This is a genomic window from Actinoplanes sp. NPDC004185 (assembly GCF_053603475.1).
On record NZ_JBSGFR010000083.1, the window covers coordinates 1 to 23,110 of the forward strand.

Consider the following 23,110-nt stretch of genomic DNA (forward strand, 5'->3'; position numbering starts at 1 on the left):
GGCGCACGGCCGCTCGGCCGAGCCGCCCCCGCCCCGACGCGCGGCCGCCGGCGACCACCCGGCCCCCGCCCGCGGCCCCCGCCCCCCCCCCAGGATCAGAGCGCCGCCAGGGACCGCACGTAGTTGACCTGCTGATGGACATAGGTCACCTGCGACTGATCGGTCACCGGGATCCGGGCGACATACTGCCGGGTCGCGTTGGTCACCGTCACCTGCACCGTTCCTCGCGGGACGGTCACCTTCACCAGCAGGAACAGCAGGCTGAAGATCGTCAGCACGCAGAATCCGACGATCGCCGCCGCGATTGCCCAGGGCGGGATCTTCTGCTCGCTGTGCCAGTAGTCGTTCACCGTCCACGTCGAGCCGGCCAGGGGGATGTCCCCGGCCGGGGTGTGGACCACCGTCGACGTGACCGCCATGTCGCCGATCTGGGCGATCACCGGGCCCGGCACCAGCGGGTCCGGCGGCGGGACCGGCTGTGCGGGGGTGGGCACGCTCCAGGGGTCACTCGGCGTGGAGTCCGGGAAGGTCACTCCGCCGAGGTTAGTCGGGCTGCCGCGCGCTGGGAACGGCCGCCATGCGCTGGTCTGCCGCCGTCACCCGGTCCACCCGCTTCTTCGGGGCGTCGCCGGTGGCTTCCTTGCGGGCCTGCCACCCGTACGCGAGCAGCGCCATCACCGCGAACAGCCACCACTGGACCGCGTAGCCGCCGTTCTGCCACGAGTCCTCATGGTCGATCGGGATCCGCGCGAAGCCCGGCTCCGGGTCGCTGACCAGCACGTACGCGCCGTACACGGGGAACGGCAGCTCGGCCGCCAGCTTGGGCACCGCGATCCGCCGGGTGTCGATCCGGCCGTCGCGCCGCGCCAGCGGGGCCGGCCGGCTCTCGGACAGGTGCACCTGGCCCACCACCGTGACCTCGCCCGCCGGGGCCGGGGTGGCCACCGGCGCCGAGATCGCGTCGCCGTCCTTCGACGGGACCCAGCCGCGGTCGATCAGCACCGCCGTGCCGTCGGTCAGCAGCAGCGGGGTCACGATCTCGAAGCCGACCGCGCCGCCGACCGTGCGCCCGCGGGCCTGGATCTCGTGCGCCGGGTCGTACCGTCCGGTGACCGTGACCTTGGTCCAGGCCGCGTCCTCCCCGGGGGACGCGCCCGGCTTGCCCGGCGCTGCGGGCTTGGCCAGCACGGACGCCAGCGGCACCGCGGGGGTGGAATCGGCGGCGTCGATCCGCGCATTGATCGCGCTGCGTTCCTGGTAGCGGTGCAGCTGCCAGTTGCCGAGGAACACCATGATCACCGAGGCGGCCACGGTGAGCGCCGCGGCGGCCAGCCAGCGGGGTGTCAGCAGGAACCGGTACACGTTCTGAGGCTACCCGGCTCGCGACGGCCGCTTTCCCCTGGCAGGTAGGGTGCGATGTCCGGCGGTCAATATCATGTCGCCGCCGTTTTCCGTATCCCCGAGGGAGCCGTGATGTCCGCCCACTCGCGCCTGGTGGTGAGCGCACCCTCGTCCGGGCACGGGAAGACCGCGATCGCGGTCGGGTTGCTCGCCGCGTGCACCGCGCGCGGGGTGCCGGCCACCGGCTTCAAGGTCGGCCCCGACCACACCGACGCCGCCTACCTCGGCCTGGCCGCCGGGCGTCCCGGCCGCAACCTCGACCCGCGCCTGGTCGGCGCGCAGCGCATCGCGCCGCTGTTCGCGCACGGCGCGGCCGGCTCGCAGATCGCGGTCATCGAAGGCGCGATGGGCCTGTTCGACAGCCTGACCGGACAACCCGAGATCGACGGTACGGCGGCAGTCGCCGCCGCGCTGCGCGCGCCGGTGGTGCTCGTCGTCGACGTGGCTTCGATGGGCCACTCGCTGGCCGCGCTGGTCCACGGGTTCCGGATGTTCGACGAGATGGTGCACCTCGGCGGCGTCATCCTGAACCGGGTGGCATCGCCCCGCCACGAGGAGATGCTCCGCACTGCGCTGGACGACATCGGCATGCCGGTGCTGGGCGCGCTGCGCCGCGGCGACCTTCCGGCCGTGCTGCCGGCCCGCGCCCAGGGTCCGGTCCCGGTGGCGCACCGGACGGTCGAAGCGGTCCGGGCCGTCCGCCGGCTCGGCGAGGCCGTCGCCGGCGCGATCGACCTCGATCGGGTGATGGCGCTGGCCGACGCGGCGCCGCCGCTGCCCGAGCCGGCCTGGTCACCGACGGACGCGCTGGCCGAGGCGACCGGCGAGCCGCCGGTGCCGCCGGAGAACCGCCCGGTGATCGCGCTGGCCGGCGGACCGGGCGCCCCTTACACGTACGTGGAGACGGTCGAGCTGCTCACCGCGGCCGGCGCCGAGGTCGCGATCATCGACCCGCTGCGCGACGAGACCCTCCCGGCGGGCACGCGCGGGCTCATGATCGGGGCGGCCCTGCCGGAGGGGTACGCGGAGGAGCTGTCCGCGAACCGCCGTCTCTGCGCGGCCGTGTCCCAATTGGCCCACGACAAGCGCCCGATCATCGCCGAGGGGGTCGGCCTGCCCTGGCTGACCCGCGACTTCGACGGCCGCCCGATGTGCGGGGTGCTGGACGCGTCGGCGCTGACCGCGGGCCAGACGATCGCGGGCTACCGCGAGGCGACCGCCCCCGCGACCTCGCCGCTGGCCCCGGCCGGTGCCCGGATCACCGGCTACAAGCAGCACCGGGCGATCGTCACGCCGCGGGCCGGTCAGGTGCCGGCCTGGACCTGGGCGGGCGGCAACCCGGAAGGCTTCGTCTGGCGCCAGGTCCACGCATCTCAGCTGGGGCTGCACTGGGCCGGCGCACCGGAGATCGCCCGCCGGGTGGTCGCGGCGATGCTGACCCCGGCCCAGCCGGCGCCGGTCGTAACGCCGCAGCCGGACGCCGACCCGGGCGAGCAGACCCTCTCCCTGTCCGGCCTGACCCCACCTCAAGCCTGACCCACGTCCCGGCCCGCGAAGTTGCTCTCGGTTGATGTCGCACCCCGGCCTTACGGTGAAGGGGTTCCACGAGAAGGGAGCACCGCCGTGGCCGATCGTGTCCCGCTGGATTTCGCCCCGCCGATCCGCCAGGTGCGGTCCCTGCTGCTGGGTATCACCGACGACCATCTGCGTGCCCCCACTCCCTGCCCCGACTGGACGGTCGGCGACCTGCTCGATCACCTCGCCGGCCTGTCCCGGGCGTTCACCCAGGCCGCACAGAAGAGGTTCGACGCGCCCGACGGTCCTCCGCCCGAGCCCTCCGCCGCCCACCTGTCGGCCCAGTGGCGCAGCCGTCTGCCGGTCGTCCTGGAGGATCTGGCCATCGCCTGGCGTTCGCCCTCGGCCTGGGAGGGCACCGCGCGAGCCGGCGGCGTGACCATGCCCGCCACCGAGATGGGGCTGGTCGCGGTCAACGAGCTCACCATGCACGGCTGGGATCTGGCCCGGGCGACCGGCCAGGAATATGCCGCCGATCCGCGACTGCTCGAGCCGCTGATCGAGTTCCTCTCCCAGGGACCGTCGGAGGGCACGCCGGGGATGTTCGGCCCGGTCGTGGAGCTCGAGGGGGAGGCCGAGCTGCTCGATCAGGCCGTCTCACTGGCCGGCCGCGACCCCCGCTGGCGCCCGACCACGTCCGCCCACTGAGCATCGACGGGCGCGGAGACGTCAGTCGCCGGACCGGTCCGAGCGGTCCCAGCGGTCCGAGCGGTCCGAGGAGCCGTGGATCATCTTGTCCGGCGGCGGGGTGAACTTGGCCTTCGGCTGCCCCTTGAGCGCGTCCTTGAGCGTCTCCGCCACGGTGAACTTCGAGATCGTCCCGCGGCTCGTGCCCACCGTGTTCTCCGGGTTGTCTGGATCCGCCACGAAGGCCGCCGCCGCCAGCTGCGGGGTGAAGCCGCAGAACCACGCGCTGCGGTTGCTGTCCGTCGTGCCGCTCTTGCCCGCGACCGGCCGGTTCAGGGTCGCGTACACCATGGGTGAGGTCTCCCAGCCGCCGCAGCTGCCCTTCGCCGCGCCGTAGCCGGTGACGCAGCGGGCCGCGTCGGTCGCCGCCTGCGCGACCTCCGGTCGCAGGGCCTGCCGGCAGCGCGGGCCGGCGACCTTCTTGCCCTTGTACGTCAGCGACGCGCCGTCCCGCGTGTTGATCATGCGGACCGGGATGGGTTCGCAGTACTTGCCCTCGGCGCCGAGGGTGGCGAAGACGTTGGCCATCTCGATCGGGGTCGCGTCGCTGACGCCCAGGGTGAACGCGCCCCACCCGGCGGCGTGGTCCGGCCCGGCCAGCGTGCGGTCGATCTCCGTGCGCCACTTCAGGCCCAGCCGCTCGGCCATCCGGACCGCCTTCTCCGCCCCGACCTTCTGCTCCAGCTGGACGAAGTACGTGTTGACCGACTTGCCGAAGCCGCTCCACATGGTCTGCCGGCCGGTCATCGAGGCGCTGGAGTTCTTCGGGCACCAGTGCACACCGCAGGTCGCCGGTCCGGGCGCGGTGATGTATTTCGTGACGAACCGCTGCGGCGAGTTGAACGCCGTGTCCAGCGGCATCCCTTCGTCCAATGCCGCCAGCATCGTGAAGATCTTGAAGGTCGAGCCGGCCTGGTAACCGGCCATGTCACCGCCGCCGAGCAGCGGGTTCACGGTGTTCGGGTAGTTGCCCTTGAAGTCGTCGCGCTTGCGGCGGTCGCTGTGCTCGCCGTTGTTCTCCTGGTCGAGCGAGTACTTGCGGTTCACCGCCATCGCCTTGATCCGGCCGCTGCCGGGCTCGATGACGACCTCGCCGTGGGCGTAGACGCTCTTCTTCTTCTCCTTGTCGAGCACGTGCTTCATCGCCGACTTCTGGATCTTCGGGTCGATGGTGGTGACCACCTTGTAGCCGCCGCGGCGCAGGTTGGCCATGCGCTCCTGCGACGTCTTGCCGAAGGCCGGCTGCTCCATCCACCAGTTGCGCAGGTAGTCGCAGAAGAAGCCCCAGTCGTTGTGCTTCTTCGGCACGGACACGCAGTCGTTCGGCGGCGTGGTCAGCTTCAGCTTGATTTTGGACTTCTTCGCCGCCGTTGCGTCGGCCGCGGTGATCGCGTTGATCTTGAGCATCTGGTCGATCACGTAGTTGCGCCGGTCGGTCGCCGCGCTCTGGTCGTTGGTCGCCGGGTCGTACGCCGAGGGCGCCTTGACCAGCCCGGCGAGCAGGGCCGCCTCGGTCAGCGACAGGTCCTCGGGCTTCTTGGAGAAGAAGACCTCGGCGGCCGCGAAGATCCCGTACGCCCGGTGCCCGAAGTACGCCGAGTTCAGGTACCGCTCCAGGATGTCCTGCTTCGACAGCCGCTTCTCCAGCTCGATGGCCAGTCGCATCTCCCGCAGCTTGCGGGCGGTCGTCTGCTCCGTGGCCTCGAGAGCCTGCTTCGGGGTCTTCGCGCCGTCGCGCAGCGCCATCCGCACGTACTGCATGGTCAGCGTGGACGCGCCCTGGGAGACGCCGCCGGCCTGCTGGTTGGCCACGAAGGCGCGGGCCACGCCCTTGGCGTCCACGCCGTTGTGCTCGTAGAACCGAGTGTCCTCGGACGCCACGATGGCCTGGAGGACGAACGGCGACATGTCCGCGATCTTCGTCGGCTTGCGGTGCTCCTCGTAGAAGGTGGTCAGCAGCGTCTTGCCGTCGTTGGCGTACACGTAGGTGGTCTGCGCCGAGGGCACCTCGGTGAGCCCCTCCGGCATGCTCTCCAGCGCGTCGGCGCCGTTCTTGGCGCCGACGCCGGCCAGCGCCACCAGTGGGAAGATCAGACCCGCGACCACGATCCCGGCGATGAGCCCCGCGCGGATGAGCGGCGCGATCCGTCCAGCTTTGGCGAGTCCGGTCTTCGTCACCCTTCGAAGGTATGACAAAACCGCTCATGTCCTCACGGAACGGCTGAAGTAGTCGGCCGGATCTCATCCGGCATGCTGGGGCGTGTGACCTCTTCCGTGGACCTTCCTCCGGACGCCGATGCCGGAGCGGCGGATCTGCATCACCACGGTGACGCCGAGGTGGCTCCCGGCCTGGTGGACCTGGCGGTCAACGTGCGGCGCCAGCCGATGCCGGAGTGGCTGGCCGGGCCGATCCAGGCGGCGCTCACCGAGCTGGCGGCGTACCCGGACGACACCGCGGCGACGGCCGCCGTCGCCGCCCGGCACGGCCGCGACCCGGCCGAGGTGCTGCTCACCGCCGGGGCGGCGCAGGCCTTCGTGCTGATCGCCCAGGCGCTGCGCGACGCGCGCCGGCCGGTCGTGGTGCACCCGCAGTTCACCGAGCCGGAGGCCGCGCTGCGCCAAGCCGGTCACCGGGTCGAGCGGGTGCTGCTGCGCGAGGCGGACGGCTTCCGGCTCGACCCGGCGCTGGTGCCCGCCGACGCGGACCTGGTCTTCGTCGGCAACCCCACCAATCCGACGTCCGTGCTGCACCCGGCGGCCGACGTGGCCGCGCTGGCCCGGCCCGGGCGGGTCCTGGTGGTGGACGAGGCGTTCGCCGACACCACGTACCGGTCCGGGGTGGGCGGTGAGCCCGAGTCGCTGGCCGGCCGCCGCGACCTGCCGGGCCTGCTCGTGCTGCGCAGCCTGACCAAGACCTGGGGACTGGCCGGCCTGCGGATCGGCTACGCGCTCGGGCCGGCCGAGCTGCTGACCCGGCTGGCCACCGCGCAGCCGCTCTGGGCCGTCTCCACCCCGGCGCTGGCCGCGGCCGGTGCGTGCGCGAGCCCGGTCGCGGTGGCCGCGGAGCGGCGGATCGCCGCCGAGCTGGCCGCCGAACGTGACCACCTGGTGGAACGCCTGACCGGCGTGCCGGACGTCACTGTCGCCGGCCGCCCGGCCAGTGCCTTCGTCGCGGTCCGCCTGCCCGGTGCCGACCAGGTGCGCCTTGAGCTGCGCAAACGGGGGTACGCGGTGCGCCGCGGCGACACCTTCCCGGGGCTGGGCGCCGATTGGCTCCGGATCGCGGTGCGCGACACTGCCACCACGGACGCGTTTGTTGCGACCCTGACAGATGTGCTGAAGGAGCGACAGTGACCCTGGAGACGACCCTCGCCGCGATCGGCCCCGCCGATGAGCCGGCCATGGCCGCCGCCCGTGACCTGCAGACCCGGCTGACCAAGCCGGCCGGCTCGCTGGGCGCCCTCGAGGAGTTGTCGGTCCGCCTGGCCGGGCTGGCCGGCACCTGCCCGCCGCCGCTGCCGGAGCCCGCCGCGATCGCCGTCTTCGCCGGGGACCACGGCGTGCACGCCCAGGGTGTCTCGCCCTGGCCGCAGGAGGTCACCGCGCAGATGGTGGCCAACTTCGTGGCCGGCGGCGCGGTGATCAACGCGTTCGCCCGCCAGGTGGGCGCCTCGCTGATGGTCGTGGACGTCGGCGTCAAGATCCCGCTGCACGGCGGGGACACCCTGCTCGACGCGAACATCCGCCGGGGCACCCGCGACCTCGCGGTGGAGCCGGCGATGACTGTCGACGAGGCCCGGGCGGCGCTGGAGGTGGGCATCTCGGTGGCCGGCGCCCTGGTCGACGGCGGCGCGAAGTGCCTGCTCACCGGGGACATGGGCATCGCCAACACGACCCCGGCGGCGGCCCTGGTGGCGGCGTTCACCGGCGCCGACGCGGCCGCGGTGACCGGCCGCGGCACCGGCATCGACGACGAGACGCACGCCCGCAAGACCGCCGTGATCGCTGCCGCGCTGGCCACCCATGCCCCCGACCCGCAGCAGCCGCTGGCCACCCTGGCCGCCCTCGGTGGCCTGGAGCACGCCGCGCTGGCCGGCTTCATCCTCGGTGCCGCCGAGCGCCGGGTGCCGGTGATCGTCGACGGGGTCATCGCCTGCTCGGCCGCCGTGGTCGCCGCCGCGTTCGCCCCCGACGCTGTCGCCGCGATGGTGGCGGGACACCGCTCGGTCGAGCCCGGCGCCGCTGTCGCCCTGGCCCACCTGGGCCTCACCCCGCTGCTCGATCTGGGTATGCGGCTCGGCGAGGGCACCGGCGCCGCGCTGGCCCTGCCGATCGTCGCCGGCGCGGTCCGGGTCCTGCACGACGTGGCCACCTTCGACTCGGCGGGAGTGTCGGAGAAGTGAACCTCTATCCCATGGCGCTCAAGCTCGACGGCCGGCGGGTGCTGGTCGTCGGGGGTGGCGCGGTGGCGACCCGGCGGATGCCGGCTCTGCTCGCCGCCGGCGCCCGGGTCGACCTGGTGTCACCCGCGCTGACCCCGGCGCTGCACGCGTACGTGGCGGCGGGCCGGCTGACCTGGCAGGAGCGGCGGTTCGTCGCCTCGGACGTGGACGGCGCCTGGCTGGTGCAGGTGGCCATCGACGATCCGGCGGCCGCCGCCGAGGTGAGCGTGGCCGCCGAAGAACGGGGCGTGTTCTGCGTACGCGCGGACGACCGCGACGCGGCGACTGCCTGGACCCCGGCGGTGACCCGGCACGACGAGGTCACCGTGGCGGTCACCGACAGCGGCGACCGTAAGCGCGCCCGGGCCGTCCGGGATCTGATCGCCGCCGCCCTGGAGGAGACCCCGCAGCGGCGGCAGGAGCCGTTGCGCGGCCAGGTGGCGCTCGTCGGCAGCGGGCCCGGCGACCCGGAGCTGATCACCGTCAAGGGTCGCCGCCTGCTGGCCCGGGCCGACGTGGTGGTGGCCGACCGGCTGGTGCCCGGCATGCTGCTGGACGAGCTGCGGCCCGACGTGGAGCTGGTCGACGCGGCCAAGATCCCGTACGGCGCCTCGGTGGCCCAGGAGGAGATCAACCGGGTCATCGTCGAGCGGGCGAAGGCCGGTGCTTTCGTGGTCCGGCTCAAGGGCGGTGACCCGTTCGTCTTCGGCCGCGGCGGCGAGGAGGTCGTGGCGTGCGCCGAGGCCGGCGTACCGGTGCTGGTCGTTCCCGGGGTGACCAGCTCGATCGCCGCTCCGGCGTTGGCCGGCATCCCGGTCACGCACCGCGGCGTGGCCCACGAGTTCACCGTGGTCTCCGGCCACGTGCCGCCGGACAGCCCCGAGTCGCTGGTGGACTGGGCCGCCCTGGCGCAGCTGCGCGGCACCCTGGTGGTGCTGATGGGCCTGAAGAACCTGCCGAAGATCGCCGCCCGGCTGGTCGCCGAGGGCCGGTCTCCGCAGACCCCGGCCGCCGTCGTGCAGGAAGGCTCGACGGATGCCCAGCGCGTGCTGCGCAGCACCCTCGGCGAGGTGGCCGCGGCCGCTGCCGAGGCGGGAATCAAGCCGCCCGCCGTCGTGGTGGTCGGCGACGTGGTCGCGGTCCTGGAACGGGGATAGCCGCGTGAGCGATGGGTAACGGTCAGACATGAGTGAGCGACCGCACATGACATTGTCCGGGATCGTGCTCGATGCCCCGGACGCACAGAAGCTGGCCGCGTTCTATCAGCGGCTGCTCGGCTGGAGCGTCGTCCAGGACGAGCCCGGCTGGGTCAAACTGGGCGCGCCCAACGGCGGGCCGGGGCTGTCCTTCCAGACCGAGTCGGCGTACGTGCGCCCGGTCTGGCCGGCCGGCCCCGACGATCAGCAGATGAGCGTGCACCTCGACATCGAGGTGGAGGATCTGGAAGCCGCCTGCGCCCACGCCGAGAAGGCCGGAGCGACCCGGGCGGACTTCCAGCCGCAGGACGACGTCCGGGTCTATCTCGACCCGGACGGCCATCCCTTCTGCTTCTTCCTCTAGCTCTCCTGCTCGGCTGCCGGCTTGGCGTCGGTGTCCGGCACGCCGAGCTCGTTGAGGAACGTGCGGGCCCACTCGGCGACGTCGTGGGTCCGCAGGTGCCGCTGCATGACCCGCATCCGGCGCTTGAGCTCGGCCGGCTCGGCGCCGACCGCCCGCAGCAGGGCGTCCTTGACCCCGTCGGGGTCGTGCGGGTTGCACAGGAACGCCTGGCGCAGCTCGGTCGCCGCCCCGGCGAACTCGCTGAGCACCAGCGCGCCGCCGCCGTTGGCCCGGCAGGCGACGTACTCCTTGGCGACCAGGTTCATGCCGTCGCGCAGCGGCGTCACCATCATGACGTCGGCCGCGACGTAGAGCGCCGCCAGCTCCTGCTTGCTGTACGACTGGTGCAGGTAGTGCACCGCCGGCATGCCGACCCGGCCGAACTCGCCGTTGATCCGGCCGACCTCGCGCTCCACCTTGACCCGCAGCGTCTGGTAATGCTCGACGCGCTCGCGGCTCGGCGTGGCGACCTGCACCATGACCGCCTCCGGCACCTTGAGCTTGCCGTCGGCGAGCAGCTCGCGGAACGCCTTGAGGCGCAGCTCGATGCCCTTGGTGTAGTCGAGCCGGTCGACGCCGAGGATCACCGTCTCGGGGTCACCGAGCTCGGCCCGGATCTGCTTGGCCCGGGCCTGCACCGCCGGGTCTGCCGCCATCTTCTCCATGTCGGCGGTGTCGATGCTGATCGGGAACGCCCCGGCCTTGACCCTGCGGCCGTCGACCTGGATCGACTGGCCCTCGTAGCGCAGGCCCAGCAGGTGCCGCGCCAGCCGGACGAAGTTCTGCGCCGCGAGCCGCTGCTGGAAGCCGACCAGGTCGGCGCCGAGCAGCCCGCGCAGGATCTCGGCCCGGAACGGCATCTGCATGAACAGCTCGATGGGCGGGAACGGGATGTGCAGGAAGAAGCCGATCCGCAGGTCGGGGCGCATCTCGCGGAGCATCGCGGGCACCAGCTGAAGCTGGTAGTCCTGCACCCAGACGGTCGCGCCCTGCTCGGCGACATCCGCCGCGGCCTTCGCGAAGCGCTGGTTGACCAGGCGGTACGCCTCGCGCCAGCGCCGTTTGTAGACCGGCGTCTCGACGGCGTCGTGGTAGAGCGGCCAGATGGTGGCGTTCGACTGGCCCTCGTAGTAGCGCTCGAGCTCCTCGGCGCTCAGTGGCACCGGATGGATCTTGATGCCTTCGAGCTCGAACGGCTCGGGCGCCTCCCCGTCCCCGCCGGCCCAGCCGATCCAGGTGCCCTGTTGCTGGGTGAGCACCGGATGCAGGGCGGTGACGAGTCCGCCGGGGCTCGGGCGCCATTGCCGCTCGCCGTCGACCATGACTTCGTCGACGGGCAGGCGGTTGGCGACGACAACAAAGGAACTTCGTTCGGCCACGCTGAGTGCACCTCCGGGTCGTGCTGGGTTCCCAGCCCTGAGCCTACTGTGCGTAGCTGCTCGGGGCTGGCCCCGCTATGGTCCGGCCGCGGCACCGCCTCTGGCGGGAAGGTGCCATTCTGGGCCGGTGAGCCAGTCCGTTGATCTTCCCCCGCCGCGCCGGCCGCTGTTCTTCCCTGTGGTCATTGCCACCGTGCTGCTGAGCATCATCGGGATGTCGGCGGGCCTGGTTCTCGGATCCCGCCACGAGACGCCGCGGCAGACGGGCGGCCAGACTTCTTATGTACCCACTGAACCGACCTTCTCACCGGGGGACTGCCCGCGCGAGATGCACGACACCGCCCGCCGGGTCCTCGGCGAGGAGGTGCGGCTGACCAAGGTCCTGCAGGTGCGGACGCTGGACACCGGCACGACGGTGTGGATCTGCCGGGACGACACGGACAGGCTGTTCTACCAGGCCAACCGCGGTGGGGCCGAGGGGAAGTGGATCGAGGGGGAGACCGCTCTGTTCCTGGAGAACGTGGAGCCGCGGGGTGACGGCTATTTCGCCCGGGCGGCGGACGGCAACACCTTCGACGTGGACTCGGAGCGGCTGGAGGTCGTCCGCAAGGGGGAGAAGAAGACGTACAAGGTCACGCCGGAGTGAGGTGAGCGGGGAATCCGGGCGGTGCGGTCGGGGTTGTTGTAGGTGGCCGGCAGGGACCTGGAAAGATTGGTCTTTCGTTCCGGCAACCGGAAATCACGATCTCGGAGGTAGGCCGCACCGTGGCCCAGTTCATCTACGTCCTGGAAAAGGCGCGCAAGGCGCACGGCGACAAGGTCGTGCTCGACAATGTGACGCTCAACTTCCTGCCCGGCGTCAAGATCGGTGTGGTCGGCCCCAACGGCGCCGGTAAGTCGAGCCTGCTGAAAATCATGGCCGGGATCGACACCGTGAGCAACGGCGAGGCACGGCTCATGCCGGGCTACTCCGTCGGCATGCTCGCCCAGGAGCCCCCGCTCAACGACGCCAAGACCGTCCTCGGCAACATCGAGGAGGCGGTCGCGGAGACCAAGGCCAAGCTCGAGCGGTTCAACAAGATCGCCGAGCAGATGGCCACCGACTACACCGACGAGCTGATGGAGGAGATGGGCAAGCTCCAGGAGGAGCTCGACCACTCCAACGCGTGGGACGTCGACTCCCAGCTCGAGCTGGCCATGGACGCCCTGCGCTGCCCGCCGCCGGACGCCGACGTCACCCAGCTCTCCGGTGGTGAGCGCCGCCGCGTCGCGCTGTGCAAGCTGCTGCTCGAGGCGCCCGACCTGCTGCTGCTCGACGAGCCCACCAACCACCTGGACGCCGAGAGCGTGCAGTGGCTGGAGCAGCACCTCGCCAAGTACGCCGGCACGGTCATCGCCATCACCCACGACCGGTACTTCCTGGACAACGTGGCCACCTGGATCCTGGAGCTGGACCGCGGCCGGGCGTACCCGTACGAGGGCAACTACTCCACGTACCTGGACAAGAAGGCCGCCCGTCTGGCCGTCCAGGGCCGCAAGGACCAGAAGCTGCAGAAGCGCCTCGAGAACGAGCTGGAGTGGGTGCGCTCCAACGCCAAGGCCCGGCAGACCAAGTCGAAGGCCCGCCTCGACCGCTACGAGGAGATGGCCACCGAGGCGGAGAAGACCCGCAAGCTCGACTTCGAGGAGATCCAGATCCCGCCGGGCCCGCGCCTGGGCAACACGGTCATCGAGACCAAGGACCTGGTCAAGGGCTTCGACGGCCGGACCCTGATCGACCACCTGTCGTTCTCGCTGCCGCGCAACGGCATCGTCGGCATCATCGGCCCGAACGGCGTCGGCAAGACCACGCTGTTCAAGACCATCGTCGGGCTCGAGCAGCCCGACGAGGGCCAGGTCCGGGTGGGCGAGACCGTCAAGCTGTCGTACGTCGACCAGAGCCGTTCCGGCCTCGACGGGTCCAAGACGGTGTGGGAGGTCGTGTCCGACGGGCTGGACCACATGATGGTCGGCAAGGTCGAGATGCCGTCCCGGGCCTACGTCGCCGCGTTCGGCTTCAAGGGGCCGGACCAGCAGAAGCCGGTCAAGGTCCTGTCCGGTGGTGAGCGCAACCGGCTCAACCTGGCGATGACCCTGAAGATCGGTGGCAACGTGCTGCTGCTCGACGAGCCGACGAACGACCTGGACGTGGAGACGCTGTCCAGCCTGGAGAACGCGCTGCTGGAGTTCCCGGGCTGCGCCGTGGTCATCTCCCACGACCGGATGTTCCTGGACCGGATCACCACGCACATGCTGGCGTGGGAGGGCACGGACGAGAACCCCGACAAGTGGTTCTGGTTCGAGGGCAACTTCGACGCGTACGAAAAGAACAAAATCGACCGTCTCGGCGCCGACGCAGCTCGCCCGCACCGGGTGACCTACCGCAAGCTCACGCGTGACTAGGTTTGTCTATGACGCGGCCGTGCGCTGGTCCGACATGGACGCGTACGGCCACGTCAACAACGCGCGCTTCCTCACGCTGTACGAGGAGGCGCGCGTTGCCATGTTCTTCGTCGGCGCCCGGGCCCAGGGCCTGACGTCGTTCGAGGACGGGATCGTCATCTCCCGGCACGAGGTCGACTATCTGCGCCCGGTGGACTACGGCGAGGCGGTCCGGATCGAGCTGTGGGTCTCCGAGCTGCGGGCGGCCAGCTTCACCGTCAGCTACGAGTTGTTCGACGAGGACGTGCTGGCCAGCCGGGCCAAGTCGGTCTGCGTGCCGTTCAACCTGGCTGAGCAGTTCCCGCGCCGGCTGACCGACGCCGAGCGGGACTTCCTCACGCCGTACCTGGAGAAGTGAGAATGGCCGCCCACGGCATCGCCGGCGTCGCGGACGCGGGGGCTTTCCTGGCCCGGCTGACCCGGCTGGACCGCAACGTGCTGGTCCGGTTGCGCTCGGCGGGGGAGCACACCGCACTGTGGGCGGTGCTGCCGTGGGGTGTGCTGGTCACCCGCCTGGTGGCCGGGCCGGGCCCGGGTGATGCCACCGTGCCGGCGGCCGAGCTGCTCGGGGCGCTGGCCACGGAGAGCCCGGAGCTGCCGACGCGGCGGGACGCCGACTGGCGCTGGCCGTTGCCGCCGGCGCGATCGACAGCGGTCGAAGCAGTGGCGGCGGCCGAGCTGAGCCGGCTGGCCGAGGCGGCGGCCGGCACCTTGCGTGAGGTGACCGCCGGTGGTCTGGCGGGTCGCGCGGTCGGGCAGCGCGCCGTGCGCGACGCCTTGCTGGATCATGTCGCGCTCGTCGTCACGCGTCCCGACGGGGAGCCGGTGGAGGTCTCCCAGCGACTCGTCCAGGCAGTGTCGCGGATGGGCTTTCTCGGTCCCGCCGACCGGCAGGCCTCGGCCACGCGAGTGTGCGTGGCAGGACGCTGGGTGGGACTTTCTGCACCATATGGAGTCGCGTGGCTACAGCCGGTCCAAGTATTGACCGTCATGCCTATAGGGGGTCACCCGAAAGGGTGATGCTGCATCGGTCGTCCGGTCGCGCCCTCCCTTTGAGGGGATGACCTCCGCGACCTGTACGGGTACCGTCGCCCCGAGGTCCACCGCTACGTCCGGCGGCGGGCCTGCTGGGGAGTGAGGTGCACAACGATGCCGTGGTGGTCATGGCGTCCCGGGTCGGCCGGAGGCGATGAGCCCGAGACCGGCGGCGAGGTGGCGTTGCAGAGCAGCGTCCGCGTCGGAGTGCCGACGCAGCGTGAGCCGGGACACTCTTCGATGTCCTCCGCTGATCTTTCCTCGATCGACGAGCCGGAACATGTCGCTCCGGTCGATCTGGCCCGGATCGGCAAGGCCCTCGATCTGCTCGATATCCGGTTCCTGGCCGACGGCGGGGGCAGCCTGCTGGCCATGTGGGAACGGCACGCGGTGCTGTTCACGCTCGAAGGTCCCGACGACGAGATCCTGGTCATGCGGGCCCGTCCGCACGCGACCGTCCCGCCGGACTGGGCCGACCGCGCGTACCGCGTGGTCAACGAATGGAACCACACCCGCCGCTTCTGCAAGGCCTACGTCGGCGATCCCACCGAACGCGGACAGCTGCCGATCTACGCAGAGCTGCAGGTGCCGCTCGCCTCGGGTGCCCACGACCCGTTGCTGGTGGAGATGCTCGACTGCGGTGCGGCCGTCGCCACCTCGTTCGTCGACTGGCTCCACGACGAGGGCGCACTGCTCTGACGGAAGAAGAAAAAGGGCCCCGATGTCCGGGGCCCTTTTCCGTGTCCGGACTCAGCCGGGCGGGAACATGCCGATCCGGCCGTGGAACTCGCGGCCCAGCTTGTCGGTGTCCGAGCCGACGATCAGACCCTCGGGCACGACCTGGAACGCCCGCACGCCGACCCCGCGGTCCCGGCTCGGGTCCCAGCCCAGCGCCTTGCCGGTGGCCGGGTTGAGCGCGCCGATGCCGACCCGCGGAACGGCGCCCGGGCCGGGGCCCTTGGCGTCGCTGCCGTACGGGTTGTCCAGGTAACGCTGATGGCCGCCGACGTACACGGCGCTGCCGGTCACCGCGACCGCGTAGAGCGAGTCGCCGCCGGTGCGCTGCACCCAGGTCGGGTTGTGCCGGCCGCCGCCGGTGGCCTCGAAACGGGCCGCCGAGTCGCACAGCTTGGTCGGCGAGGAGGCTCGTCCGGTCGCCGCGACAACGAGGTACTTGCCGTCGGGGGAGAACTTCACCTGCCGCAGGTAGGTGTCGAAGCCCTGCAGGCACGGCGGCGCGTACGCATCGGTGTACCAGCTGGTCAGCACGGCCGCGGAGCCGGCGACGTCGAACATGGCGATCTGGTTGCGGGCGGCCGTGCCCGACTTGAGCAGCGCACCGACCGCGATCAGCCGGGTGCCGTCGGGGGAGATGTCGAAGTGCTCGACCCGGGTCCGGCTCAGGCCGGGGGCGGACAGCTTGGCGTCGAAGCCGGGGTCGACCGCGCCGGTGCCCGCGTCCATCCGGGCCAGCCCGACCCGGGTGACGCCGTTGATCGCCGAGAAGGTGCCGCCGGCGTAGAGCTTGCTGCCCCGGGCGCTCAGGGCGCGGACGTCACCCCAGTTGATCTTCGCGCCGAAGGCGGTGATCCGGGCGCCGGTGCTGATCGCGACCCGGGCGACACCGCGCTGGGCCGCACCGTTCACGGTCTTGAAGCCGCCGCCCAGATAGACGGTGTTGCTCGCCCCCGCGGCCAGGGAGTAGACCGCGGCGTCGACGGCGGGGGCGAACGAGCGCACCGCACCGTCCTTCAGCCCGTACGCGAAAATGTTCTTCCGGGCGTAGGTGGTCTTGCGCGCGCTGTCCTGGACCTTGGTGAAGCTGCCGCCGACGACGACCGTGTCCCCGACCACCGCCAGCGCCCACACCGTGCCGTCCAGGACGTGCGGCGTGAAGTCGACCGGGTTGGCCGAGACCACCGCCGGTTGGGCCATGTCAGCCGCGGCGGGCGTCGCGCCCAGCAGAGCGGCGCAGGTCAGCGCGGTGGCAGCGAACAAACGGCGGCGCATCGGTCAGCTCCAGGGATCGGGACCGCGACGTCGGTGAAGTGACGATCGCGTCGTTCACCCGATCAACGAGCGGGTTGACCTCCGGGATGCGCGTCCATCTTGTTGACCATGAAGTACGCCGCGCGTTCCAGATAGTCCCAGAGAGCGCTGTGGTGCGGCTCCGGCAGACCGAGGGAGTCGACCGCCGCACGCATGTGCAGCAGCCAGGCGTCCCGCTCGGCCGGGCCGACCGTGAACGGCGCGTGCCGCATCCGCAGCCGCGGGTGCCCACGCTGCGCCGAGTACGTGTTCGGTCCGCCCCAGTACTGCATCAGGAACAGCGTCAGCCGTTCCGCCGCCGGGCCCAGATCCTCCTCGGGATACATCGGGCGCAGCAGGGGATCCTGCGCGACTCCCTGGTAGAAGGCGTCGACGAGCCGGCGGAAGGTCGGCTCGCCGCCGACGGCCTCGAAGAAGCTGGCTTCCGGTTCCTCGCTGGATACGCTCACCGATCCAGTTTGCCAGCCGCCCGGTGCCGGGCCGGGCCGGGTGTGACGCGCGTTGCGCCGGCTGGTCGTGCGGGGACCGGGACGTCAGCGACCGTGTAGGTCGGCCGCCGGAGCACCAGCACCACCATCAGGGCCAGACCGCCGAGACTCCACAGGCCGACGACCAGCGGGATCGAGGAGAACTGGGCCAGCGCGCCGGTCGCCACCACCGCGAAGAACTGGGTGAACTGCACCCCGCCCTGCATCACCGCGTACGCCCGGGCGCGGTAGCCGTGCGGGAGGGCGAGCACGAACTCACCGTTCAGGGTGGGCATGAGACCGCCCTGGGCGACGCCGGAGATCGCCGCCAGCACGGCCACCGTGGTGGCGTTGGGCGCGAACGCGGTCAGCGCGAGGGCCAGCGGGGTCAGCACGGCGAGGGGTTTGACCAGGCGGATGCGGTCGGGCTGACTGACCAGCCGGCCGACCACCAGCCCGCCGATCACGAAGCCGACCGGTCCCGCCGCCATGATCAGGCCCTGGTCGAAGCCCCGGGCGGCCGGATCCTTGTCGAACACCGCGGCCCAGCCGGCGGCCAGGCCCTCGGGCAGGATCGTCAGGGTGGTCAGCCCGAACACCATGAGGGCGATCGAGCGCAGCAACGGCGTGCCGAAGACCAGCCGGAAGCCCTCGCCGGTCTCCCGCAGCAGGTGCCGGCGATGGTCCGGGCCGGCAGCGGCCGGCCGTGGATGCACCCACAGCGCGATGATCGCCGCCGAGATGATGAAGGAGACCGCGTCCAGGGCGATGCCGAGGCGGGCGTTGATGCTGGTCGCCACGAACGCGCCGACCAGATAGCCGAACACCTGCGCGGCCTGCGAGGTGGAGGCGTTGACCGCGAGCCCGCTGACGAGCCGGCGGCGGTCCAGGATCAGCGGCAGCAGCGCCGAGCGGGCGGCCTGCGTGGGCGGCGCCCCCAGCATGGCCACGAAGAGCAGGAGGAGAATCGCATAGACCGGCATGCCGGGCAGCGCGATGAGAGCGATCGGCACGGCCCGGGTCAGGTCGGCGACGATCAGGACCCGGCGGTACGGATAGCGCTCCGCGAGCGCCGCCAGCACCGGCCCGCCCACGATCCACGGCAGGTAGCTGATCGCGAAGGACGCCGCGGACAGCAGCACCGAGTCGGACTGCTGGTAGACCAGCACGGTGATGGCGGCCCGGGCCAGATAGTCACCGAGCCAGTTGACGACCAGCGAGAAATAGACGGCCCGGTATTCGCGGACCGCGAAGAGGTCGCGGAAGGTGACGGGACCATCCGGCTCCGCAGCGTCCCCGGCCCGGTGGGCCGGCTGCGCAGCGCGTCGGTCGTCCGACACCTGGACCCTCCATCGATCGCGACGGCCGGCGGGATCACCGCCGGCCGGACACGTCCGGGGGGAAAATCGGGTTGCTCAGATCCCGCGCGAACGTGCCGCTGCAAGTGCAGATGCTCTTTGCACGATTCTGCCCGATCGTCCGAGTCCTGGCTAGGGCATACGGTGCGAACGTCGGCCGTTCGGTCGAGGCCGGACCTCCCCCATGATGCCGTACGCGCAGGTCAGGTCGCACCACCCGGTGTACCGGAGGAGTCACCCGGCCCGCTGGAAAACGTCGGAGGAACCGCCGAGCGGGGCAGCATCCGCGACACGGCGATCCGTTCGGAGATGCCGGAGGTCTCCAGCGCCTCGGTGAGCCGGCGCCGCAACTCGCGCTGCACGACGGGCTGACCGTCCGCCGTGGTCTTGGCGATCGTGCGGATCACCGCGCCGTCGACGGTGAGCTGCTCGACCCCGATCACGTCCGGGGGCTCCAGGAACTCGGTCGCGTGCGCCGGCTCCTCGGCCAGGGCCAGCGCGGCCTGGCGCAGCACCGAGGTGGCCTCCTCGGAGTTGACGAAGCCGATCGGGATGTCGATGACCACCATCGCCCAGCCCTGGCTCTTGTTGCCGACCCGGATGATCTCGCCGTTGCGGATGTACCAGAGCACGCCGCGCATGTCCCGCACGGTCGTGACCCGCAGCCCCACGGTCTCCACGACCCCGACCGCGTCGCCCAGGTCCACCGAGTCGCCGACGCCGTACTGGTCCTCCAGCAGCATGAACAGGCCCGCGATCAGATCCTTGACCAGGCTCTGCGCGCCGAAGCCCAGGGCCACACCGACGATGCCGGCGCTGGCCAGCAGGGGGCCCAGGTTGAAGCCGAGCTCGGCCATGACCAGCAGCACGGCCATGGTGAAGACCACGGCGGTGACGAAGCTGCGCAGCACCGAGCCGATCGCCTCGGCCCGCTGGCGGCGGCGTTCGGGGATGAACGTGTTCTCCGCTGCTTCCTGCTGCTTGTCGGCCCGCTCGCGCAGCGGCTTGAGCAACGCGGGCATGGCGGCCCGCGAGGTGGTGGCGGTCAGCCGGCGGATGCCGCGGTGCAGCAGCCACCGGATGAGCATCGCGACCAGGACGATGGCGAGGATCCGCAGCGGCTTCACGATGAACACGTAGCTGCTGTTGGCCAGCCACTGGGTGTCGGTCTGCTCGTACACCCAGGAGCACAGCGCGTCGGTCTTGCAGCTCTCCGAGACGTTCGGGGTCCCGTTGAAGATCGGTTCGGCGGAGCCGGAAGGGGCAGGGATGGGGGCCAGCGGAATCACGGGGCCCTAACCTACCGGGCCGGGCACCCCGCGGTGGAACCGGACATCTCCCGCGGAGACCTCAGACGTTTACGGTCAGGCCACAGATTGTGCTCGCCAATTCGTCATTCATCAGGGACTATTGGGCCACGAGCACCGGTGCATCCGGCGCTCGCGTCATGACGATCAGCACACGGGAGCGGTTGCTAGCACCTACACCGAAGGGTGATCGCGATGCCTGACATACGACCCACAGTGGGCTCCTCCGCGTTGGTGTTGAACGCTACCTACGAGCCGCTGTGCGTCGTATCGGTGCGTCGGGCGACCATCCTGGTGTTGACGTCGAAAGCCGAGTGCGTCTCCGACGGCGACGGCATCCTGCACAGTGCCCACCACACTCTCCCGGTGCCGTCGGTGGTCCGGCTGACCAGGTACGTGAAGGTTCCGTACCGCACCCACGTCGGACTCTCCCGGCGGGCGATCTTCGCCCGTGACGGCGGCCGCTGCGCCTACTGCCGCGGCTCGGCCGAGACCATCGACCACGTGTTCCCGCGCAGCCGTGGCGGGCTGCACGCCTGGGAGAACGTGGTGGCCGCGTGCGCCAAGTGCAACCACAGCAAGGGCGACAAGACCCCGGCGGAGCTGGGCTGGCGGCTGCACGCGGCCCCGGCCGCCCCCCGCGGTGTGGCCTGGCGCGTGCTGGGCCACCGCACCCCCGACCCCCGCTGGGCGGACTGGCTCGACCTCCCCAAGCCGCTCGCGGCCGAAGCGGCGTGACGGTCGCCGGCTACGTCTCCTCGGCGCTCACCAGGCTGGCGAAGACCACCACGTTGTCGCTGTAGCCCCGCTTACCGCCCAGCCACCTGCCGCCGCAGGTCAGCAGGCGCAGCGACGGCCGGCTGTAGTCGCCGTAGACCCGCTTGACCGGCAGCTTCTCCTTGCTGAAGTGCTCGACCGAGTTGATCTGGAAGATCGCCACCGAGTCGTCCTGGCGGAGCACCTCGATCTTCTGGCCGGCCTTCAGCTTGCCCAGATGGAAGAAGACCGACGGGCCTGACCGGGTGTCCGCGTGGCCCACGATCAGCGCCGGGCCGAACTGCCCCGGGGTCGGCCCCTGATCGAACCAGCCCACCTCGTTGTGCCGCTGCAGCGGCGGCACGTCCACCGAGCCGTCCCTGGCCCGCCCGACGTGCAGGATCGGCGCCTCGACCTTGATCGAGGGGATCATGAGGCGTTTGGGCGGGCTCGGATCCAGGACCGGGAACGCCCGGGGCGGCGGCTTGTCCGGGCCGCGGAACAGCTCGCTGAGGTCGAAGCCGGTCGCCGCGCCCAGGCCGGCGCCGACGGTGAAGAGGCCGACGAACACCAGGATCGCGGCCATCAGGCCGAGCGGCATCGGCCGGGTCGCAGTCGGCGCGGCCCGTCGGCGGGTGGGCCGCAGCCGGGCAGGTGGCATCGGCCGGGTGGGGAGCTCTGGGCCGGCCGGGGGGCGGGCGGTGGGCCCGGTCCATGGCGAGAGCTGAGTGCCGGGGGAGGGCCGGGTGGTGGGCTCGGTCCGTGGCGAGAGCTGAGTGCCGGGGGAGGGCCGGGCGCCGGCCACCGGGCGGGGCGACGGCCTGCGGGCGGGCGTCCCCGCCGGAGCGGGTCGCGGCTCGGACCCCGGCTGGAGTTCGGGGTGGGGCTGGAGCCGGCGTCGGGCCACTATCTCGGCCGGGCGGCGACGCAGCACCGACTCGGGCATCCGCGGCCCCGGAGGCGTCGACCCGGAGACCGCCCGGCGGGTCATCCGCCGCCCTCAGCCGAACCGGCGGCGGCGTGCGGCCACCACACTCAGCGCGAGACCCCCGGCCAGCGCGGCCAGCCCGCCGCCGATGAGGAACGGCGCCGACCCGCCGCCCGCGGTGCCGCCTCCGCCGGTCGCCGGTCCGCGCGCCGGCTCGACCCGGAGCACCACGTGCATCGTGCTCTTGGCCTTCTTGCCGTCGGGGCACTCCAGGGTGACGTCGTAGTCACCGGCGTCGGTCGTGGCCGGCACCCGTGCAGTCGCCGTCAGGAAGCCGTACCGGGGGGAGACGATGACCGCGCCGGTCGGATCCGTGGTGACCGTCGCCGCTTTGAGGTTGTCGTCACAGCTCGCCCGGATGCCGACCTCGTCGCCGGCGCGGACCGTGCTGGGGTTGGTCTCCACGAAGACACCGGCCGCGTGAGCAGGGATGTCGTCGATCAGCACCACGGGCAGGGCCAGGGCCAGCGCCGCCAGCGCGGCCGGGACGGGTGCGCGCATGACCTCCCCCTCCTGCCGTCCGGGGCACGAACTTCACGGACGGCTCATGGAGGTGATTTTCGCACCTCCGGGCCGTTTTCGCGTGGCTGCGGAGATCCCGCTTATGAGTGTTGACACCCGACGCTCCGCGGCGACCCGCTCTCCGCTACCGTGATTGACGTTCGGATCACTGGGAACACAGTGAATTGGCCCGGTTCCTTATGACGCCTGGGGGCGTTGAGGTTGTCGATATTCAGCACGCTTCTCATCTACGCGATCATCCCGTTGGGTGTCATCGTCGTTGTCGCGGCGTTCGTCGCCGCCGGTTCCAGCCGGAGCCGGCCTGCGCGCCGCTACCGTCCCGGCCGGCCGTACGACTTCAAGCCGATCTGGTTCCTCGCGTCGCCGGCGCAGGTGAGCCCGGCGTTCGGCGGCAAGACCTCGTCCGCTCCGGAGCTGCCGCCCGGTGTCCTCGAGGACGCCACGGGCATGCAGGTCCGGCCCGGCACCACTGGAGGCGCAAGTGACCGTTGGTGAGCACCAGGCCATTGTCAGCGGCCGCTCCGAGCAGCCGCTGACCGCGCTGGACGAGCCGGGCGGCCCCACCCTGAGCGAGGAGCCCGAGCTGTCGACGTCCGACGCGGGCGTCGACGCGCTGGACGGGCCGTTCACCACCCGGCAGCTGCTGCGCCTCGACGAGGCCCTGCGCGTCGCCGACCAGCAGACCGGCCTGACCTTCAGCGTCTACATCGGCGACCTCGAGGAGCCGACCCGGGAGTATGCCGAGCAGCTGCACCGTCAGCTCGACGGCGCGGCCAAGGCCGTCCTGGTCGCCATCTCGCCGAACCAGCGGGTCCTGGAGATCGTCACCGGCGGCGACGCCCGTAAGCGCATCTCCGACCGCGACGCCAAGCTGGCGGCGCTGTCGATGGCGGCGTCGTTCGCCGGCGGTGACCTCGCCGGGGGCGTGCTCGCCGGGCTGGACCAGCTCGCGTCACACGCCGGCCGGCACTAGAGCGAGTCTGACGGATCATCACGCGTGACCATGATCGATCGTTGGTGTGTTGTGGCCGGTGATCTGACTGATCAGGATTGGGAACGCTTGG

Annotated in this window: 24 protein-coding genes; 14 read left to right on the top strand and 10 right to left on the bottom strand. The window is 71.5% G+C overall.

Annotated features, from left to right (window positions below; all coding sequences use genetic code 11):
* Positions 1–95: 95 nt before the first annotated feature.
* Together ACWEOZ_RS42440 and ACWEOZ_RS42445 are read right to left on the bottom strand one after the other, a co-directional pair.
* Complete coding sequence (locus ACWEOZ_RS42440) at positions 96–533, bottom strand: hypothetical protein (RefSeq protein ID WP_360828966.1); 438 nt, start codon at positions 531–533, stop codon at positions 96–98.
* A 10-nt stretch (positions 534–543) separates the two neighbouring features.
* Positions 544–1,362: an SURF1 family cytochrome oxidase biogenesis protein gene (locus ACWEOZ_RS42445; protein WP_451916341.1), complete on the bottom strand. Its 819-nt coding sequence runs from the start codon at positions 1,360–1,362 to the stop codon at positions 544–546.
* A 111-nt stretch (positions 1,363–1,473) separates the two neighbouring features.
* Between ACWEOZ_RS42445 and ACWEOZ_RS42450 the strand changes: the two genes are divergently transcribed.
* Together ACWEOZ_RS42450 and ACWEOZ_RS42455 are read left to right on the top strand one after the other, a co-directional pair.
* The gene (locus ACWEOZ_RS42450) at positions 1,474–2,937 is read left to right on the top strand and encodes a cobyrinate a,c-diamide synthase (RefSeq protein ID WP_451916342.1); all 1,464 of its coding nucleotides are present in this window, start codon (positions 1,474–1,476) and stop codon (positions 2,935–2,937) included.
* Between the two features lie 87 nt (positions 2,938–3,024).
* Positions 3,025–3,624, top strand: a complete 600-nt coding sequence (locus tag ACWEOZ_RS42455) for a TIGR03086 family metal-binding protein (RefSeq protein WP_451916343.1) — start codon at positions 3,025–3,027, stop codon at positions 3,622–3,624.
* A gap of 21 nt (positions 3,625–3,645) precedes the next feature.
* Here the strand turns inward: ACWEOZ_RS42455 and ACWEOZ_RS42460 are convergent, their stop codons facing one another.
* Positions 3,646–5,841: a transglycosylase domain-containing protein gene (locus ACWEOZ_RS42460; protein ID WP_451916344.1), complete on the bottom strand. Its 2,196-nt coding sequence runs from the start codon at positions 5,839–5,841 to the stop codon at positions 3,646–3,648.
* A gap of 72 nt (positions 5,842–5,913) precedes the next feature.
* Between ACWEOZ_RS42460 and cobC the strand changes: the two genes are divergently transcribed.
* Genes cobC through ACWEOZ_RS42480 form a run of 4 tightly spaced genes read left to right on the top strand, consistent with a single transcriptional unit; the run spans position 5,914 to position 9,665 of the window.
* Positions 5,914–7,017, top strand: coding sequence for an Rv2231c family pyridoxal phosphate-dependent protein CobC (gene cobC / locus ACWEOZ_RS42465; protein ID WP_451916345.1), 1,104 nt, complete (start codon positions 5,914–5,916; stop codon positions 7,015–7,017).
* Positions 7,014–8,066: a nicotinate-nucleotide--dimethylbenzimidazole phosphoribosyltransferase gene (cobT, locus tag ACWEOZ_RS42470; protein ID WP_451916346.1), complete on the top strand. Its 1,053-nt coding sequence runs from the start codon at positions 7,014–7,016 to the stop codon at positions 8,064–8,066. The genes cobC and cobT overlap by 4 nt, the downstream gene beginning before the upstream one ends.
* An 11-nt stretch (positions 8,067–8,077) precedes the next feature.
* The gene (cobA, locus tag ACWEOZ_RS42475; protein WP_451916362.1) at positions 8,078–9,262 is read left to right on the top strand and encodes a uroporphyrinogen-III C-methyltransferase; all 1,185 of its coding nucleotides are present in this window, start codon (positions 8,078–8,080) and stop codon (positions 9,260–9,262) included.
* Between the two features lie 28 nt (positions 9,263–9,290).
* Positions 9,291–9,665: a VOC family protein gene (locus ACWEOZ_RS42480; protein WP_451916347.1), complete on the top strand. Its 375-nt coding sequence runs from the start codon at positions 9,291–9,293 to the stop codon at positions 9,663–9,665.
* Here the strand turns inward: ACWEOZ_RS42480 and ACWEOZ_RS42485 are convergent.
* Complete coding sequence (locus ACWEOZ_RS42485; RefSeq protein WP_451916348.1) at positions 9,662–11,083, bottom strand: alpha,alpha-trehalose-phosphate synthase (UDP-forming); 1,422 nt, start codon at positions 11,081–11,083, stop codon at positions 9,662–9,664. The genes ACWEOZ_RS42480 and ACWEOZ_RS42485 overlap by 4 nt on opposite strands.
* Positions 11,084–11,210: 127 nt before the next feature.
* Between ACWEOZ_RS42485 and ACWEOZ_RS42490 the strand changes: the two genes are divergently transcribed.
* The 5 genes from ACWEOZ_RS42490 (at position 11,211) to ACWEOZ_RS42510 (ending at position 15,298) form a co-directional block, all read left to right on the top strand.
* Positions 11,211–11,729, top strand: coding sequence for a hypothetical protein (locus tag ACWEOZ_RS42490; protein WP_451916349.1), 519 nt, complete (start codon positions 11,211–11,213; stop codon positions 11,727–11,729).
* 119 nt (positions 11,730–11,848) lie between these two features.
* The gene (gene ettA / locus ACWEOZ_RS42495) at positions 11,849–13,525 is read left to right on the top strand and encodes an energy-dependent translational throttle protein EttA (RefSeq protein WP_451916350.1); all 1,677 of its coding nucleotides are present in this window, start codon (positions 11,849–11,851) and stop codon (positions 13,523–13,525) included.
* The gene (locus tag ACWEOZ_RS42500) at positions 13,518–13,922 is read left to right on the top strand and encodes an acyl-CoA thioesterase (protein WP_451916351.1); all 405 of its coding nucleotides are present in this window, start codon (positions 13,518–13,520) and stop codon (positions 13,920–13,922) included. The genes ettA and ACWEOZ_RS42500 overlap by 8 nt, the downstream gene beginning before the upstream one ends.
* A 2-nt stretch (positions 13,923–13,924) precedes the next feature.
* Complete coding sequence (locus ACWEOZ_RS42505; protein WP_451916352.1) at positions 13,925–14,584, top strand: hypothetical protein; 660 nt, start codon at positions 13,925–13,927, stop codon at positions 14,582–14,584.
* A gap of 129 nt (positions 14,585–14,713) precedes the next feature.
* The gene (locus ACWEOZ_RS42510) at positions 14,714–15,298 is read left to right on the top strand and encodes a YbjN domain-containing protein (RefSeq protein ID WP_451916353.1); all 585 of its coding nucleotides are present in this window, start codon (positions 14,714–14,716) and stop codon (positions 15,296–15,298) included.
* Between the two features lie 51 nt (positions 15,299–15,349).
* Here the strand turns inward: ACWEOZ_RS42510 and ACWEOZ_RS42515 are convergent, their stop codons facing one another.
* From ACWEOZ_RS42515 to ACWEOZ_RS42530, 4 genes are all read right to left on the bottom strand, one after another.
* Positions 15,350–16,609 (bottom strand): delta-60 repeat domain-containing protein, encoded by a 1,260-nt coding sequence (locus ACWEOZ_RS42515; RefSeq protein ID WP_451916354.1) that lies wholly within the window; start codon positions 16,607–16,609, stop codon positions 15,350–15,352.
* Between the two features lie 62 nt (positions 16,610–16,671).
* The gene (locus ACWEOZ_RS42520) at positions 16,672–17,097 is read right to left on the bottom strand and encodes a globin (RefSeq protein WP_451916355.1); all 426 of its coding nucleotides are present in this window, start codon (positions 17,095–17,097) and stop codon (positions 16,672–16,674) included.
* Positions 17,094–18,455, bottom strand: coding sequence for an MFS transporter (locus tag ACWEOZ_RS42525; RefSeq protein WP_451916356.1), 1,362 nt, complete (start codon positions 18,453–18,455; stop codon positions 17,094–17,096). Before ACWEOZ_RS42525 ends, ACWEOZ_RS42520 begins: the two co-directional genes overlap by 4 nt.
* Positions 18,456–18,676: 221 nt before the next feature.
* Positions 18,677–19,762, bottom strand: a complete 1,086-nt coding sequence (locus ACWEOZ_RS42530) for a mechanosensitive ion channel family protein (RefSeq protein WP_451916357.1) — start codon at positions 19,760–19,762, stop codon at positions 18,677–18,679.
* Between the two features lie 213 nt (positions 19,763–19,975).
* Here ACWEOZ_RS42530 and ACWEOZ_RS42535 point away from each other — a divergent pair, with 213 nt between their 5' ends.
* The gene (locus ACWEOZ_RS42535; protein WP_451916358.1) at positions 19,976–20,518 is read left to right on the top strand and encodes an HNH endonuclease; all 543 of its coding nucleotides are present in this window, start codon (positions 19,976–19,978) and stop codon (positions 20,516–20,518) included.
* Between the two features lie 10 nt (positions 20,519–20,528).
* Here the strand turns inward: ACWEOZ_RS42535 and ACWEOZ_RS42540 are convergent, their stop codons facing one another.
* Both ACWEOZ_RS42540 and ACWEOZ_RS42545 read right to left on the bottom strand, forming a co-directional pair.
* The gene (locus tag ACWEOZ_RS42540) at positions 20,529–21,137 is read right to left on the bottom strand and encodes a class F sortase (RefSeq protein WP_451916359.1); all 609 of its coding nucleotides are present in this window, start codon (positions 21,135–21,137) and stop codon (positions 20,529–20,531) included.
* Between the two features lie 399 nt (positions 21,138–21,536).
* Positions 21,537–22,025 (bottom strand): hypothetical protein, encoded by a 489-nt coding sequence (locus ACWEOZ_RS42545; protein ID WP_451916360.1) that lies wholly within the window; start codon positions 22,023–22,025, stop codon positions 21,537–21,539.
* Between the two features lie 222 nt (positions 22,026–22,247).
* On the opposite strand from ACWEOZ_RS42545, the gene ctaJ reads away from it, so the two are divergent.
* Together ctaJ and ACWEOZ_RS42555 are read left to right on the top strand one after the other, a co-directional pair.
* On the top strand, positions 22,248–22,541 hold the full coding sequence (ctaJ, locus tag ACWEOZ_RS42550; protein WP_451916361.1) for an aa3-type cytochrome oxidase subunit CtaJ: 294 nt from the start codon (positions 22,248–22,250) through the stop codon (positions 22,539–22,541).
* A gap of 70 nt (positions 22,542–22,611) precedes the next feature.
* Positions 22,612–23,019 (top strand): DUF5130 family protein, encoded by a 408-nt coding sequence (locus ACWEOZ_RS42555; protein WP_451916363.1) that lies wholly within the window; start codon positions 22,612–22,614, stop codon positions 23,017–23,019.
* The last annotated feature ends 91 nt before the right edge of the window (positions 23,020–23,110 follow it).

Bases quoted from the DNA above. Each gene is read 5' to 3' on its own strand.
- ACWEOZ_RS42515 (WP_451916354.1), bottom strand. From the start codon at position 16,609: ATGCGCCGCCGTTTGTTCGCTGCCACCGCGCTGACCTGCGCCGCTCTG.
- ACWEOZ_RS42510 (WP_451916353.1), top strand. From the start codon at position 14,714: ATGCCGTGGTGGTCATGGCGTCCCGGGTCGGCCGGAGGCGATGAGCCC.
- cobA (WP_451916362.1), top strand. From the start codon at position 8,078: ATGGCGCTCAAGCTCGACGGCCGGCGGGTGCTGGTCGTCGGGGGTGGC.
- ACWEOZ_RS42505 (WP_451916352.1), top strand. From the start codon at position 13,925: ATGGCCGCCCACGGCATCGCCGGCGTCGCGGACGCGGGGGCTTTCCTG.
- ACWEOZ_RS42450 (WP_451916342.1), top strand. From the start codon at position 1,474: ATGTCCGCCCACTCGCGCCTGGTGGTGAGCGCACCCTCGTCCGGGCAC.
- cobC (WP_451916345.1), top strand. From the start codon at position 5,914: ATGCTGGGGCGTGTGACCTCTTCCGTGGACCTTCCTCCGGACGCCGAT.
- ACWEOZ_RS42535 (WP_451916358.1), top strand. From the start codon at position 19,976: ATGCCTGACATACGACCCACAGTGGGCTCCTCCGCGTTGGTGTTGAAC.
- ACWEOZ_RS42540 (WP_451916359.1), bottom strand. From the start codon at position 21,137: ATGCCGCTCGGCCTGATGGCCGCGATCCTGGTGTTCGTCGGCCTCTTC.
- ACWEOZ_RS42480 (WP_451916347.1), top strand. From the start codon at position 9,291: ATGAGTGAGCGACCGCACATGACATTGTCCGGGATCGTGCTCGATGCC.
- ACWEOZ_RS42545 (WP_451916360.1), bottom strand. From the start codon at position 22,025: ATGCGCGCACCCGTCCCGGCCGCGCTGGCGGCGCTGGCCCTGGCCCTG.